The organism is Gilliamella sp. wkB7 (assembly GCF_001693435.1).
GTDB lineage: Bacteria > Pseudomonadota > Gammaproteobacteria > Enterobacterales > Orbaceae > Gilliamella > Gilliamella apicola_N.
On sequence record NZ_CM004509.1, the window covers coordinates 342,590 to 359,537 of the forward strand.

Annotated in this window: 13 protein-coding genes; 5 read left to right on the top strand and 8 right to left on the bottom strand. The window is 29.5% G+C overall.

Annotation, left to right across the window (positions count from 1 at the left end; all coding sequences use genetic code 11):
• Nucleotides 1-45: 45 nt before the first annotated feature.
• Together A9G17_RS01480 and A9G17_RS01485 are read right to left on the bottom strand one after the other, a co-directional pair.
• Nucleotides 46-708, bottom strand: coding sequence for a DUF421 domain-containing protein (locus tag A9G17_RS01480; protein WP_065737172.1), 663 nt, complete (start codon nt 706-708; stop codon nt 46-48).
• Nucleotides 709-1,437: 729 nt separating this feature from the next.
• On the bottom strand, nt 1,438-1,977 hold the full coding sequence (locus A9G17_RS01485; protein WP_065737173.1) for an HPP family protein: 540 nt from the start codon (nt 1,975-1,977) through the stop codon (nt 1,438-1,440).
• Between the two features lie 116 nt (nt 1,978-2,093).
• Here A9G17_RS01485 and A9G17_RS01490 point away from each other — a divergent pair, with 116 nt between their 5' ends.
• Nucleotides 2,094-2,645, top strand: a complete 552-nt coding sequence (locus A9G17_RS01490; protein WP_065737174.1) for a TetR/AcrR family transcriptional regulator — start codon at nt 2,094-2,096, stop codon at nt 2,643-2,645.
• Between the two features lie 762 nt (nt 2,646-3,407).
• Here A9G17_RS01490 and A9G17_RS01495 read toward each other — a convergent pair.
• Nucleotides 3,408-4,280, bottom strand: coding sequence for an alpha/beta fold hydrolase (locus tag A9G17_RS01495; protein WP_065737175.1), 873 nt, complete (start codon nt 4,278-4,280; stop codon nt 3,408-3,410).
• Between the two features lie 124 nt (nt 4,281-4,404).
• On the opposite strand from A9G17_RS01495, the gene A9G17_RS01500 reads away from it, so the two are divergent.
• Nucleotides 4,405-4,983, top strand: coding sequence for a CGNR zinc finger domain-containing protein (locus A9G17_RS01500; RefSeq protein WP_065737176.1), 579 nt, complete (start codon nt 4,405-4,407; stop codon nt 4,981-4,983).
• Nucleotides 4,984-5,149: 166 nt separating this feature from the next.
• Here A9G17_RS01500 and A9G17_RS01505 read toward each other — a convergent pair whose 3' ends face one another.
• The 3 genes from A9G17_RS01505 to A9G17_RS13355 form a co-directional block, all read right to left on the bottom strand.
• Nucleotides 5,150-7,975, bottom strand: a complete 2,826-nt coding sequence (locus A9G17_RS01505) for an SIR2 family protein (protein ID WP_065737177.1) — start codon at nt 7,973-7,975, stop codon at nt 5,150-5,152.
• Nucleotides 7,976-8,993: 1,018 nt separating this feature from the next.
• Nucleotides 8,994-10,358, bottom strand: coding sequence for an MFS transporter (locus A9G17_RS01510; protein WP_065737178.1), 1,365 nt, complete (start codon nt 10,356-10,358; stop codon nt 8,994-8,996).
• A gap of 117 nt (nt 10,359-10,475) precedes the next feature.
• Nucleotides 10,476-10,604 carry a tRNA-dependent cyclodipeptide synthase gene (locus tag A9G17_RS13355; RefSeq protein WP_141677532.1) on the bottom strand — a complete coding sequence of 43 codons (129 nt, stop codon included), beginning with the start codon at nt 10,602-10,604 and terminating at the stop codon, nt 10,476-10,478.
• A gap of 219 nt (nt 10,605-10,823) precedes the next feature.
• On the opposite strand from A9G17_RS13355, the gene A9G17_RS01515 reads away from it, so the two are divergent.
• Together A9G17_RS01515 and A9G17_RS01520 are read left to right on the top strand one after the other, a co-directional pair.
• Entirely contained in the window at nt 10,824-11,663 is an 840-nt protein-coding gene (locus tag A9G17_RS01515) for an AraC family transcriptional regulator (protein ID WP_065737179.1), read from the top strand.
• A gap of 603 nt (nt 11,664-12,266) precedes the next feature.
• On the top strand, nt 12,267-12,818 hold the full coding sequence (locus tag A9G17_RS01520; RefSeq protein WP_065737180.1) for a helix-turn-helix domain-containing protein: 552 nt from the start codon (nt 12,267-12,269) through the stop codon (nt 12,816-12,818).
• Between the two features lie 1,771 nt (nt 12,819-14,589).
• Here the strand turns inward: A9G17_RS01520 and A9G17_RS01530 are convergent.
• Together A9G17_RS01530 and gap are read right to left on the bottom strand one after the other, a co-directional pair.
• Nucleotides 14,590-15,156, bottom strand: coding sequence for a TetR/AcrR family transcriptional regulator (locus A9G17_RS01530; protein ID WP_034901040.1), 567 nt, complete (start codon nt 15,154-15,156; stop codon nt 14,590-14,592).
• Nucleotides 15,157-15,208: 52 nt separating this feature from the next.
• Nucleotides 15,209-16,210 (bottom strand): type I glyceraldehyde-3-phosphate dehydrogenase, encoded by a 1,002-nt coding sequence (gene gap, locus A9G17_RS01535; protein ID WP_065737182.1) that lies wholly within the window; start codon nt 16,208-16,210, stop codon nt 15,209-15,211.
• A 418-nt stretch (nt 16,211-16,628) separates the two neighbouring features.
• On the opposite strand from gap, the gene A9G17_RS01540 reads away from it, so the two are divergent.
• Nucleotides 16,629-16,814, top strand: coding sequence for a hypothetical protein (locus A9G17_RS01540; RefSeq protein ID WP_141677533.1), 186 nt, complete (start codon nt 16,629-16,631; stop codon nt 16,812-16,814).
• The last annotated feature ends 134 nt before the right edge of the window (nt 16,815-16,948 follow it).

The following is a 16,948-nucleotide window of genomic DNA, read 5'->3' on the forward strand; positions in this document are numbered from 1 at the left end:
AGGGAAATGTCTGTTCCCTCTTCTTTTCTTTTATGAAATAATTTTTTATGATTGATGAGCTTTACTTTTTTTGCGAACATCGTCATAAGGATAAACCAGTAATTTATTATCAAACCATTCAGCACAAAAAATATCCTTGATATCATCATATCCTTGTTTTTTGATTTCATGCTTAAGCCATGTCTCGCTTTTATGTAACTGTTCAAGATTATCTTTACTAATCGTCCCATTTTCAATCACCAGCACAGCAATATCTTTATCCCCTTTTTTGATAATTGTTAGTGAACCATTTAATTCATACCAAACCTGTTTCAATTCATTAAAAGCACAAATACCTTGAATATTGATGAGCGTCTCAAAATCCCTAACGGGTAAATTGGCTTTAATAAAGTTGTCACTAATTAAGTGACCATTTTTAACAAGTTGAATCGGTTCTCCATCAATGGCATCTCTTAATCGTGAATTTTTAGATTTAATGAGTCGAACTAATAAAAGCAGCCCTGCCCAAATAATAATTAAACCCGCGGATTGATATGTTGAAACATTAGAATTAAGAAGTGCTCCCCCAACTAATGCACCAATAACCATACTACCAACTTGATCCAATTGTGACATAGGGGCTATTTGGCTTTTGCCCGATAATTTGACGTAAATAAGTAAAATGATAAGAGCAACTAAAAATTTTGGTGCCATTTCAAGTAAATACATTTCTAACCTCCCAGAATATATCCGTTTAAAATCTATAAAAAGTTTTGCAACAAGGTATAAGCAGATAAATGACAGTTAAAAAATAAGTATCAGGAGCAAACTAAATTTTTATCTATTGGAAATAAATGATTATTAATTTTTGGATAGTGACTTGAACTTTAATGAAAGCAATATTAGTTTACTCTAAATCCGATTTAAAAAAAATGTGAATAATAAAAACTATCGATTTCTTAAATGATAAAGAAAAAATTTTAAGACCATATTTAATTATTTTAATATTAATAATCAATATAATAACCTCTATTTCTTATGATTATTACTTGAAAATGATACCCTATCGGTCAAGAAAATATTTATCAAAACCCTTTTTTAGCGATTGGTTTTAATATCAACGTTATTTTGTCGTCTATTGATGAAATGGTTAAAGATAAAAATTGTCTATGACGATCTTGATATCCCACATTAAAACTTATTATTGTACATTCTAGAGCTATTTACTTAGATAAACAGTGTGTTATTAAAATAGCAGATCGCGAAAATTAACCTCTTTTAAGCATAACATCATCAAAAATTACTTGGATAGAACAGAAAACTTTAAAAAATTTTATGGTAAGCAACCATCGCATACCATAAATATATTATTGACTCTATTTATAATAATAAAAAATCATTTAAATTTAATTAAAGAATTTTAATTTTATTTTTAATAATTAAATCATTATGGAAAGGTTAAGATTCTTTTTTTCTATTAAATAAAGCCAACCAATAGATAGGCCAATGAGTTTTATTGAAAAGATTATTAATCAAATAAGCAATCATAACCAATATTACTGATCCAGATAATACCGGAAATAATAGAAAACTAAAATCGTAATCTATTTTATCTGCAGTTAATAAAATGACTAAAGGATTAGCACCCGCAGGTGGATGTACCGTTCGAAAATATTGCATAGAAACAATTGCAATTCCAACTGCTAATGCTGCAATAATGATATTACTACCAAATAGTTTAAGAAAAACTAATCCAACAAAAGCAGCAATTAAATGCCCAAAAATGACATTTCTGGGTTGAGCTAATGGTGATTGAGATACCGCAAACAAAATTACGCAACTTGCCCCAAAAGGCGCCATTATAAAGGTGTAATGAGTTAACTGACTAAAACCAATAAGAAACAATATAGAAACAAAACCACCAATTAAGCTCTGTAATAATTCAATATTTTTGGGCTTTGGCGGCAACTTTTCCTTGCTGAAAAAAAATGATTTCATTATTCTTTATCCTATTCGAGGAGTGAAAGTAAGAGTGCAAAACTAAAAATGAACAACTCTGTTCACTTTTTATATTAGTACAGATCTGTTCACATATCAAACACTTTGGATAAAAAATGAAAAAAACATCTAAATTAATAGCGGACACCGCCGAGCAACTCTTTTATCAAAAAGGATTTGGCAATGTTGGGGTTGATGAAATTAGAGATCAATCAGGTTGTTCTAAAACAACGCTATATAAATATTTTGGTAATAAAGATAATTTAATTTTTGAAATATTGAAAATAAGAGATTCACGTTTTAAACAAAAACTCACTGAAGCAATTGCTGATCTTGATCACTATGAGTCAATTATGCAAATATTCAAATGGCATCTCGATTGGTTTAATCAAGACGATTTTAATGGCTGCTTATTTGTTAGAGCTAAAGAAGAAATTCATAACGATAAAGCTGTACAACAACTGGTGATTGAGCATAAAGAATTTATCCGCAAACTGATCCATGACCAACTGCCCAAAACGCCACAACGGACAACTTTAACCAACCAACTAATGGTGATATTAGAAGGATTAATCAATATCAGCGTCGTTTATAAAGAAAATAAATCACTTTATGATGAGATGATTCATGATAGTTTTGATTTGCTATCCGCCCTACTTCATCATTGATAGAAAGCGGTTAATAATGCTCTTTACATCTAATAACATTTGAATCAATCTATTATTTTTTTATCAATTAATGAATAATATTTTGCATTGAAAATGCATAAATATAGTAGAACATTGGAACGTAACTCAAAGAAACGTAGAAAAAATCACCCCCCTCAATAATAACGGAGTTTTTTGATAACGCGCTTTATTCTAAGAAAGTATTTAACTTTATAAAATTGAATCAAACCACCTGATACCCAACTATCAAGCGGTTTTTTATTTAACTGTAAAAAAGTTAGTTAAGTTAGATAAAAAATCTTTTAAAATTAGAATCATCAACGAATCTGCTTTCGATTAATCTTCTTAAAAGTAAAAACAATTCTTTATAATCTAAATAGACTGTCTTCATGTATAAAACATTTCAATTTTAATAATAAAATGGATTTAGAATTAACATTGAAACGGTATAGACTCCTGAATAATTTTTACAAAAAAACATATAGTGATTTAATCTCTGAATTATATTTTTCTTTTTAATCGTTTATGTACTCTCGTTGATTTTCTTTCGGTATGCCCCTTAAACAACATGATAAAACGATATCGATAAGATGAGAGTTAATTTTAGCGCCGTATGAGTTAATGTGAGAATTAGTCATAACACTTATTAATAATAATCCTAAATTACACAGATAACTGAAAAAAGTTTTCTTTGATTAATTGAATACAGTTTGCAAGTTTTGTAACTAATAATTGAATTGTTTATTTAGTTTTAATTTATAATCACTTTAAAATTACTTCACGGATTCTTTTAGCGATATATTCTACATGCGTTTCCAATGCAAAATGCCCTGTATCTAATAATTCAACCACTGCATTAGCATTATCTTTTTTGTAAGCTTCTGCGCCAGCAGGTATAAAAAATAAATCATGTTTTCCCCAAATAATTAAGCACGGCAATGGATAATCTCTAAAAAACTGTTGAAATAAAGGGTACATTTTTAGGTTATTTTTATAATCTAAAAATAAATCTAACTGAATAGATTTATTAGCTCCACGCTCAAACAAAAATGTATCCAAATAATAGGATTCTGGCGCTATGCTCTCAATCGATGGTACTCCATGTATATATTGCCCACGCGTTCCTTCCAAATTTAATATCGCGTCTTCAATAATTTTTCTATTTTGCTCTGTTGGATGATCCCAGTAAGCCTTTATTGGATCCCAAGCACTACCCAAACCTTCCAAATAAGCATTGCCATTTTGGGATACAAATCCTGTTACCCTTTCAGGATAAGTTAAAGCAAGACGAAAACCTATGGGAGCGCCATAATCAAAAACATACATTGCATATTTTTTAAGATTTAAAGCATCGACGAACTTAATGAGTGTTTTACTTATACTATCAAAACTATAAATATAGTTGACAGTCTCTTTCACTTCAGTAAAACCAAAGCCGGGAAAGTCAGGCGCAATCAGATGAAATTTATCCGCAAGTAAAGGAATTAATTCTCTAAACTGATGTGATGAACTAGGAAAGCCATGTAATAGTAAAAGAGTTGGTAAGTTTTTTTCCCCTGCCTCCCGATAGAACATGTTTACATCTTCAATATTGACGTACTTATATTGAATCGGATGATGAATATTATTTGCCATAAAAACCTCGCTTTGTAACCACTAAATTCAAATTTAAAGGGTTATTTATAATATTTAAATTTATTGTAACTTGTCAATTCGTATTTTAAGGGTTACAATCTCCTTGTAAAAAAGGTATGTGAATATGAAAACAAATACATTAGATGATTTAGCATTGGTAGGAGATAACGACGCGCTTAACATGATAAATACCGTCGTTAAAATAGATGGCAATTTGATTGATCGTTGGAGCTCAACAGAACAACTCATCTATTGGCTTAACAAAGTGGCTGGCATTATAGTTCCTGATGATTTGCACTCCTCGTCAGCATTACTTGAAAAAGCTAAAGAGCTAAGAGAAATAACAAGAGTACTTATACAACAAAAAAAAGAAGGGCATAGTTTAGATATTGAACCATTAAATGCATTTTTGCACAAAGCTAGTCGATGGTTAAATTTAGAATATGATGCTAACCAGTCGCTTATCGTCACTCATCATTATGCCAAACATAGTCCAGAACAGGTTTTAGCTCCTTTGGCAGAGGCTACAGCCAAGCTAATCGCGCAAGAAGATTTTAGTTTAGTAAAACACTGTGAGCACAAAGACTGTGTGCTATGGTTCTATGATAAGACAAAAGCCCACAAAAGACGCTGGTGTAGCATGAAAGTTTGTGGCAATAGACATAAAGTTATGAAGTTTAGAAAAAAGCAAGCAACCTTATAAGATAAACTATGTAAATAAATTTTAATTAAGATGATTTGTCATAGTGGAGACTATAGGCAATCATCCACCCTCAAATCTAATTTTGTTCCACACAGATAAGTTAACCAGTTAAATATGAGGGTTGTATTAATTATTGATTAAATTTTTTTCATATCATTGTTTAAATTTAACTATCTGTAATCTTTGGTGAACTTTTCGTTTTTTCTTCAAATTGTTCGAGTATACTTTGAAATTGTTCTCTTATCTTTGAGTCTAAGTTTTCATCTTTGATAATAGATTTTAACAGTTCCGGCAATTGTGATTGAATTTTTGATTTTAAAAAATCTGGCTCATTTAAATTATTGGGAATATTTTTATCAATAAAATGTTTTAAATTTTTAATAAAATCTGTTGGGGGTTGATAACCATAATAAATAAGTAATAGTTTTAAAATATAATCATATGGGGTTTCGCATGTGAGATTTAAAATATTTTCATTAACAAATTTATCAATTAGTTCTTTTACTTCTTCAGAGCCGATCTGCTTTATATCTAATAATAATTTATCTACAAAATACTGTTGAGATTCATATTGATATTTTTTTATTACCTCTAAAGCATCTTTTAATAATTCAATATTTTTATATTCATATCCAGCATTTATTGAGACAGCGTATATATTTATTAAAATATTTTGATTTAGAATAAAGTTATCATATCCATTCAACTTTTTTTTAATAATCTTACTAAGTGTAATATCTATAAATTTCAGAATATTAGGGTGTGAAGTTTCGTATAAATTCCAGTTAACCGATAAAAAATACTTGAGATTTTCATAAATATCTGTACTTAAGGTTCTTTGTTCATAAACAGGAATAATTGTATCTATTATTTGTTCAAATTCTTGGGGTTCCCAACTTACAAATCCTAGCACAATCAATATATTACTAAAACATTTATTAATAAAAGTTTCTTGAATATTATTTTTCTCTCTATAGCCTAATGATTTACAGATATTAGTTAATGCCTTTAACAGATATTGCTTTATTTGGATTATTTGTTTCTGTCCTAACTTACAAATACTAACTAACTTATTTCCATCAATAAGTTTTTCAGCAAATGCTTTTATTTTCTTTGCCTGGCAGTATTTGATAATGATAAATAAGTCTTTTTGGTTAATAGAAAACTTGTCTTCTATTAAATAATGTTCGAAGCTTTCTAAAATGATGGATTCAAAAAATTGTTTCGTTGCGGTACCATTTTCAATTAAGAGGTCATTGCCTGAAATAAAATACACATAAGGATATAGCTTATCCCTTAAAGTATATTCGTCATTGGACCAAGATATTCCTCCATTTTTTCTGTTTTGTGCGCGCTCTTTATTTTCTCGAGATTTTGTATGAAATTCATAATATGCTTTATATATTTCTGAAAGATCAATAATCTTTTGTAATTTCTGAAGATCTGGTTGTATAGTTTCTGGAAAATCACGAACCTTACTTTCGTAATCATAATGTATATTGTTTTTTATTATTTCTTTTGAGATCTCATATTCAGGGTCTTTAATATTATCCGCATGAAACTTAAGAATATCATAGATATAATCATGATTAGCCATGTATATGGTAGTCATAATATAGTTCTTTTGATCTAAATAATAACTTACTTTTTCAGAAAAATATTTTAGTAACGAGTCATATTTTTTATTAGAAAATAAAATTTCAATATCATTCGGGCTGTATTGAAAATACATTTTTTTCCAAAAATATTCTTGAATCTCATTTGATTTATTTTTGACTTTCTCTAACTTACCGTTAATTTGTATCTTGGTTATAAAAGCTTTATTCAAAATGGATAAAAAATTTTGACTATGATGGTCATCAGCTTTTAAGACATATTTAATATAGTTAAGATTTATATCTCTAATGTCTTTATTGAAGTCATAAGTTAAATTGCTTTTAGGCTCATTATCCAAAATATTTAGTATTACATCTAAGCCATCATAACTTAAGGCGCAGTTAGTTAGTTTGTTTCTAACTTGTTCTGGTAACAGTATTTGGTATTGTGATAAAGGGCTAATTTTATCATTAAAGTATTTAACCACTTTATTATTTAAATATTCATTTAAATTATCTTTTTGTTTTTCATTCGATTCAGTATCAACTAAATTCTTAACTGAATTTACTAATTTTACTATTAGTTTTTCTGGTTTTATTGCTGTGTTTAAGTCTTCAAAAAAAGACTCATATAAACGCTCATAAGATAAATCTTGAGTAAAAGGAGTTAATAGTGAAATTCCATGATTTTCAAGATATCTATTCTGGGCTAGGTCAAATTTACCTTGAAGTAAATATTTTTTGGGTGTTGCTTTGGATATTCGAGTAATCCATGAAACAATTTGTTTTAAATTATAATCATTATATGAGTATCCTAAAAAAACAATTGTACATGTCGAAAAGATGCCTTTAATATAACCCTCGATCAGTGGAAAATTTTGACCATATTGCAAATAGTCATCTTCTTTAAAAACAAAATTATGTTGTTGAAAGTCACCATGCATTTTAATAATTTTTTTATCTAATTGGCTGTTAGCAAGATCTGCATCTGAACGAATAAGATCATATGCAAGCCTTTTTTCTTGTGGTGTATTTTCAATTAAATAATCCCAGTTTGTCGTAATAATATAATGAGGTTTTAAATCAAATAAGTTTTTATGAAATTTGCTTGGGGTTAAGTCTTTAATTGATGATTTTACTTTATTCTCGTAAGCATGTTCTCCAAACTTAAGGAAATAGAGTTGAGCAATTTTTAAATAATCACTTTCATTTGATATATTCAAATCTTCTTTTAGTTCATTAATTAGCTCTTCCCAACTTGGAATCTTTAGTGATTCTGTCTCACTTAATTTAGAAAAACCTGCACCTATAAAAAATACTAGCTTATTGTTCTGACTAGCAGTTATGATATCCTTTATGTCTTTTTCGTTGAAAGAAAGGTAATTTAAATTTTCCATTAAGTATCACAATTCCTTGAAGAGGTTATAGATTATTGTATTTGAATAATAAGTTTATATTACTGATTTTAACACAATATAATGTAATAACTGTTTTCGTTTACAAAAATTATTTAGCTTAATGTATTTAATATTTTAAATTTCTCATATCTTTGTCTAGATATTTGATTTATCTTCATATCCTTTCTATAAAATTTAAATTTTATATTTCTTCTGTTAGATATGATTTATCAAAATTTGATGCGTATTTGGAAGTATATTTTTCTATGGCTGATATCTTTAAAGCCTGCAAAAATTTTTTACAAGTCTATGAATAAAACCATCTAACATTTATGTGATTAAATCCATCTAACTTAATCATTAATTGTGATAACAAATTTTCATAATGCAATAAACGATTGGAATTATACAGTTATAAGATTATTTGTTAGCAGGAATTCAATTTAGTCTACTCAAGAAATTTATAATATGAGTGAATTGCATGGAAAGAATAAATTAAACATTTCCCTCATTGAGTCTGTTTGCTTTAGCCACAGCACTGTTTATTTCTATTATAACTAAAGCGTTGCCTGTTGGTTTTTTTACTGTTAATAAGTGAAGAGCTAAGTGTTTCAGAAGTTCAAACGACAATTAGTGGCCCTTTACGCATTGGGTTCCCTGCTATACGCTATCCCGTTAACAACTGCTACACAGAGCTGGAATAGAAAAAATTATTAATTATAGTTACACTTGGTTTTGGCATTACTAATTTTATGACAGCCTATTTTTTATCTATTATTCTGATATTAATAGCTAGATTTTTAGCAGGTGTTTTGCTGGCCTTTTATGGGTAATGGTGGTTGGTTATGCAACAAAAATGATTAGGGATGATAAAAAAGATAGAGCAACAATTATAGTTATCCTAGGCGTTCCAATAGCATTATCAATAGGTATTCCATTGGGTACATCAATAGGTCAGTTAATTGGTCGCCTAACTATTAGAGAGACAATTCATTCACATGTTCTGTTTTTTTGTATACTAAATCTTTATATTCACTCGACCAAAGAAAATATAGACAATAACCGCTAGAAGACCAAAAGTAAGAGACACAAAAAACATTGTCTGATAAGCGCAGTTTACTGATATTATCTGATCTTGAGTGAGATGGATTAATATTCCTGATAATACACCTCCAAATGCACCACCAATTTGCTGTATAACTCGTGTGATTGCACTCGTGTCCTTAATTTGATTTTTATCACAAAACTCGAATGGAGAAGAGAGAACAGCAATCGTGGCGACGCCTAATCCGGAACCTCGAACAATAAAACCGATGATTTCAGAGGGGATCCCACCAACTTGAATTATTAATATACTTATTGCTGATATTATTAATCCTACGCCAATAATTAGAAACGAATTTATCTCACTTAGAGATTTATAAATAAATTTTCTAGCCAACCAAGCACCTACACCTTGTAGAGCAAGCAGCATACCAATATAGGTAATAGATATATTATCATTTATTGCTTGTATTAAAGGGAAAAAAATCATAAAACCAAAAAAGATAAGTGACGTCAGAAATCCCATAATTATTGCAAACGAATATTGAATACAACTAAATGCACTTAAATCGATCAATTTACTGTCTGACTTGTTATTAGTAATAAGCGAAACCATCATTAAACCAATACCTAAAACTAGCATAATAATATTAAAAATATCAAAAAAGCCCCCAGAAGTGATATTTTTAATAGAGATAAAAAAGAGTATTAAAGCAATTAAAAATGTCATAAATACATAAATATTCATATTGTATTTAGAAGTTTTATTATCAGGTATTGTCGTCCTACCACAAAAAAAAGCTACAAGCACCAAAGGCATGTTGATAAAAAAAGCTATTCTCCAATTTAACTGTTCTGATATGACCGCTCCAAAAATTGGTCCTAACGCAGGGGCAAAGACTGACGGAATAGCAATCAATGCCATAGTCGGCTTTAGTCTTTCCTTACCAAAATAAATCGCTATTGTGGATTGAGTAATGGGAATTAATATTCCTGCACCAAAACCTTGTAGACATCTGAATAAGATCAAAGAAGCCAGATTAAAGGAAAATCCAACTAATATAGAACCAACAAGAAAAACAAAAATTGAGCATATCCATGCTTTCTTGAGCCCAAAGTTTTCATGTATATAAGGTGATAGTAATATGCCGGCTGCGCAAGCAAGCATATATACTGTAACAGCCCATTGTATATAGGCATAAGAGGTATTAATGTCATTCGAAATTGAAGGTAAAATAACATTAACTATACTGCTATCTAATAACGGCAATATACTAGATAACGTCATAGCAAACACTAACTTTCTCTCTGAGGTTGTCAGGTCAATCGATTGTTTCATATTAAACCCTTTCCAGATTATATTTAGTTGCGCCCCGTGTATATATTCCATCGAATGTTGGTGGCGTAATTTCTTTATATTTTTTAAGTATTAATACTAATTTTTGCAGAGCGATATTTAATTGCATATTTGCAAATTGAGCGCCAATACAAGCATGAATTCCCACTCCAACATACTCTTAATATAACTCTGATCAAATTTATAATTAAAAGGGCTAATTCCAAATAGAACATGTTTTCCTTTCATGTATCTGTTCCTTCTCAAAACCTGATTGTTAACCAATTAATAAATTTGAAAAATTAACAATTGATTTGTATAAAAAACTATTATTTTACTCATTTACAACTTATCTATTTATTGCTAACTTGTTATCTTCAATTTAACTAAGAGGACTTTAGGATAGCCAGTAGAATAGTGTTTTACTAGCCAATTTAAGCCACAAAATATCCCATCGGGGCCATATAAATGAATACGCCACTTATTTCTCCACAACTAGCTTCTTCTGATAGCGAACCGATGATCGTATCGACAGTCAGTCACTCTTCACAAAGAGTGACACAACGTCATGATCATTCGAGAGGACAATTACTCGGTACCTTACAGGGTTTAATTTCAATTGAAGCAGAAAGTTGTCAATGGGTAGTGCCTGCAACTCACTGTGTCTGGATACCTCCAAATGTACAACATAGTCTTCTTAGATCGCATGGGCCATTCGAGGGATGGAGCATCTATATACAAAAAAATGCATGTACTAAACTACCTGTCAAACCATACATTTTAGAATTATCTAACTTATTGCGCGAAGCAATTACACGGACCATGTCATGGCATAATTCAGAATTGGAGCCGGAACAGAAGCGTTTAATTGCCGTGATCCTTGACGAGATTAGAACAATGCCTAAAGTTGAGCTAGCTCTTCCAATGCCAAAAGATATGCGTTTGCTAAAAATCGCTTTAGCTTTATCTGATAATCCTGGTGATAATAAAAAAATCAATGACTGGGGCGTTTGGGCGGGCATTTCCCGACGATCATTAACACGTCGATTTACAAATGAAACTGGGTTTAATTTCACACAATGGCGTCAGAAACTGCGCATGTTAAAAGCGTTAGAATTGCTTGCTGCTGGAAAACCAATCACAGAAATATCTTTATATTTAGGTTATGACAATATTAGTGGGTTTATTTCTATATTTCGACAAAATTTTGGGGTAACGCCGGGAAACTACCAAAAATCCATGATAAACCGTCTCGCATGGCGAAACTTTACTAAAACTGCTATCCAAAATGATAAATTAATAAAATAAACCTTTTCTAGGTTTCATAACCTTAGTGTAAGAACATCGATATTGCAATTTGAGTAGGAAATTTAAATGATAGCAATTGGGTAGCAAAAAAATTGTTTCTATCAAAAAATATATACTGTTATGCAACATCATCAAAGAGAAAAGTCCTAGCTAACAGACGCCTACATAATAAATGTTCGCCTAAATTAATAGGTGATCTTCTTGAAACCGACATAATCAAAGATAAGCCAATGCACTCATTATTTACTTTGCAAAATGAATTATTTTAATAAGCAAGATTCGGGTTTTTAATTGTTGAAATTTTAAATATTATAGATTCTATCATTAATTATAATAAAAAAAGCATGAAAAGTTATACAAAAGTGATTATTTAAAACTGGTTGAGAGTGGTGCTAAAAAGCCAAATACTAATAAACAAATTCAAGTAACTTACATTGAAAAATTTAAGAAGACAGATTGATTCTGATACGAATTTAGGTACTGATACGCTTGTTTTTTTGTGAATATATTTTGTTATTCCGAGGATTAAAACAGATTAGTCAATATTCAAATAAACAAGAACATTCCTACATTGCTTCACTGACTAGTTGAAACGGAGTGTTCATGATACAAAGACAAAAACAGATAGACTTTGCTCGAATAAGAAAAGCTATCGGATATTTGAGTGAAAACTATAAATCTCAACCGACACTTGAACAAGCAGCAGAGCATGTAAATTTAAGTTCTTATCATTTTCAACGTATGTTTTCTAACTGGGCGGGTGTTAGTCCTAAACAATTCCTAAGATATATCAATATAACTCATGCTAAAAAACTTCTAAAAGAAGATAAAGCTTCATTATTGGATACTACCTATGAGTTGGGGTTATCAAGTACGAGCCGATTACACGATTTGTTTATTGATATTGAAGGTATGACTCCTAGAGAATATAAAAATGGCAGTGAAACCTTATCAATTAACTACAGTTTTATTGAAAGCCCTTTTGGAAAAACCATTGTTGCATCAACAATAAAGGGAATTTGTTATATCGCTTTTGTTAATGACGAAGAATCATCACTTAAATTATTGAAAAACCAATATCCTAATGCTCTGTACCAAAAACACAGAGATCAGATTCAACAAAATGTAAATAAATTTATTCCTTTTATAAATTAGTTTTAATAATAAATTACATTTAGAATTAACATTGAAATGACATAGACTCCTAAATAATTTTTACAAAAGTAATAAGTAAGTATTAAAAATATTTCTAATTCGATTTACATTGAGTTTAAAAAAATAATCAAATAAACAAGATAAAAAATTTTTATGTTTAAATTAAATTTAAATAATTAACCTATATGAAAAATTGAAATAAATAACTGATTATTAATTAAATTAAAAATAAGCTATGACCCACTGTATAATGTTATTCTATATTTAAGTTTAACTAAAAGATTTAACTTTTAACATTTGTTAAACCGTTATTTAAAGGCAATTGGACTAATATCTAAAAATTTTTCTCGAAAGCTGTCAATGTCTATTGAATTTATACCTTTAATTTTATGACGTTTATTTAATTACCCTGTAATCGGGCTTTAATATATCTCCTAAATATAAGTTAGCTTAATATAGTTAGAATCATAATTTGGAATGACCAGCCTTTTTTATGTCGCCATCATCACTAAACCATTATTCTATAGTCTGTTGGTACTTTATTTATTACAAAGCTATAAAATTGAACAAAAGTCTGAAATCTCTTATGAAAAAATTACTTCATTAGTTTTTTTGCATTGGTTTTATTGAATACGATTAATGAAAGGGCTATAGGTGTTTTATTATGATGGTTATTTATATAAATAGAATTGCCAATTCAATACTGCCAAATTTTATCAATATGACTACTTTCTTCATGAAACTACTAATTGTTATCGTATTATTATAGATAACGGAGTATATTTTTTATGAATACCAATTTATCGATTTTAAAATCTTAGATAATTTGGAAGAAGGTAATGTTATCCATATTGGCTTTCATGCATTTAATGATGGAAATTTTTGGCTTCACTGGCTAGTTTCATGGAAAGGAGACTTGGCTATTCGAGATAAATTACATTATTGTATTCCACAACCTTATATATTACTTATACCATTTTTTATCTTGATAGGGTTTTGGTTTGATCTTGAATTTATAACAATATTTTTATTCTTTGGGCTAATTTTTATTTTGATGTGGTGTATTTGTACAACTTTATTTTGTTTAATAAATTTGTTTTTGCCTAAACAAATTTTTTTACGGAAGCGTTATTATAGACTAAAACAAAGTGATCTAAGTTTTATGAAAAGTCCGCTTTCAAAAAATCGCAAACCCTTAAATTGTTCATTAACAAACTTACCTTTATATGAAAGAATTGTTACTTATATATAGACTTCATCATTAATTTTCGAGAACAAGGTTATCATTTGATTTCAATGGTGTTAGATTATCATTCAATGAATATGATTTAACTAATTATTTTATACCTGTTATTTATTATTTTTGCCATCCGACTTTTATTGCATCAGGAGATAAACTCAGCTTAATATTTGAAAATAACAAAATTCAAGGAATTTTCAATCATACCGACGGTTCAAGCTATTTAATTACTCATTGTGTTTGGATAAGTAAACAAAAAGCAAAAACTTTATTACGTTATTGGTATTTTTATACCATCTCTGCACCAATTGCATTTATATTATTAGTAATATTACCATTTCAAAAACTTGATTTAATAATAAATGTTTTTTTATGGATATTTCCGTTAGCACAGATTATTCCATTACTCTTTCTACTATTCTATACGCTATTTTCATATCTTAATGATCGCTCCTATACTAAACGTGTTTTAAAGTGGTTATATGAAACTACTGGTCATTGACCAAAATAAATCTGAATTATAACATGCTGTTATGGAGTAAATATTTTCAATAGTGTATTAATAGCTAAGTGGAAATAGGAATCATCTTGCAATCCTTTTGCTATAATATAAGCACCTTGCGAAGTAGACATAATAAGTGTTACGGCCTCTAACGGAGCGAGAATATTAGAGATAGTACCTTCAGAAATCCCAACTTTTATGATACTTTCTAAAGTTTGTTTCATTGACTCAAATCCACGATTAACTTCCGCAGCTAAACCTTTATTTTCCATAATCGATCTATCTCGAGCAAGTTGACCAACTAAACACCCTCTATCTATATTACGGGATTTTAATAGAAGATCTGAAAGTTTATCATATGCATTTTTATCAGAACTTAAAACTAACGTATTGAAATTTACTAATTGCTCTACATTATATTTTATTGCTGCTAGTGATAAATCTTCTTTACCCTGAAAATAATGATACAGGCTACCTTGACCAACTTCTGCACGAGTCAAAATATCATTTGGGCTTGTATTGGCTAGACCTTTCTCTAACAAAAGAACAGCCATAGCTTTGATTAGTTTTTCTTTTGAATTTCGTTTTGTATTCATTTTTGCGACAGAACGTCATACCACCCTAAGATGGTATGATCATATTAAATAATTATTTCATTTGCAATATTGTATCCACTAAACGATTTGAAAACCCCCATTCATTATCATACCAACTAATAACTTTGAGTAATTTACCATCTATAACTTTAGTCAGTTTAGAGTCAAAAATAGAGGAAGCTGGATTTTGAATAATATCAGATGAAACAATTTCATCTTCGGTGTAAACAAGAATACCCTCCATTTCTTCGGATTTAACTGCGTCCTTAATGGTATTATTTACTAATTGTGCTGTCACTTCTTTCTCTAGTTCTACTGTCAGATCTATCATTGAACCGGTGATAACTGGAACTCGTATCGAACCACCATCCAGTTTTCCATTTAATTCAGGTATAACTATACCAATTGATTGTGCTGCACCAGTTGACGTCGGGACGATATTTTGAGCTGCACTACGTGCTCGCCTCATATCTCGATGTGGACCATCCTGAAGATTCTGATCTTGAGTGTAAGCATGAATAGTTGTCATAAACCCTGATTTAATAACAAAATTTTCATGTATTACTTTTACTAAAGGAGCTAAACAATTTGTAGTACATGAAGCATTTGAAATGATGTGATGTTCATTCCTATTGTACATATTGTTATTCACGCCTTGTACAATAGTCAAATCAACATTTGAGGCCGGTGCGGAGATCAGAACCTTTTTAGCCCCAGCTTTTATGTGTGCTTGTGCTTTTTTCCCATCATTAAATATTCCTGTTGATTCAAGAACAACATCAATTTTATGTTTAGCCCATGGAAGATTTTCAGGATAACGTTCTTGGTAAACAGCAATTTCGTAACCATCAATAACTAAATAATCTTTTTTTACTTCAATACTTTTAGTAAAACGTCCAAAAGCTGTGTCATATTTTAAAAGATGAGCTAGTTGTTCAATTGAACCTAAATCATTGATTGCAACAACTTTGATATCATTCGAACTCTCTTGCAAGGCACGTATAAAACTTCGTCCAATACGACCAAAACCATTAATAGCTACATTTGTCATCATTATCTCCTTTTAAATTAAAACATACTTATTAGTATGTTATCAATTAAATTATTTAACCATGTTCAAATTAAATTACAATTATTAATCAATATATTAAAATTAGTTTAATTTAATAGTGTACAAGTCTTAGCAAATCCACTAACATACATAATAGTATGTATTTTTATTATAAAGAAAAAAAGGAAATTGTAAAATGAAAAAAATATCAATTTTAGATACAACATCAAATGACAAGGAACAAACATCACAAAACGTGATGAATCCAATACATAAACTCCAAATAACTCTAAAGTTAAAGTCACTTGGAGTTAATCATATCGAATAAGAATTTCCAGCTTCATCTACATTTGAGTTTGAAGCAATAAAATTGATTTGTCGGAGCGTTACTTGGTCTGAAATTGCAAGATTTTCTCGGGCATTGAATAAAAATGTTGAGCTTGTATTTGATGCTATTGGTAGAAGTAAAAATCACACTATTGAGATCGTGGCTACAGATAATGATATTTGCCTAGCAAATAAATATAACATCACTTGCTCACAATCTATTGATGAAATGATTAAACAGTTCACTTTATTAATCAATAATCGTGATTTTCCTACTTGAGCTAAAAGGCACAATGAGTCAAGCAGAAAATTTGCATCATTTATAAACAGAATCTAAAACACTAAATTGAAACTCTTAACTAAGGAAATACAAATATATGAATAAAAAAAATAATTATCGTTGGTTTGTGCTTG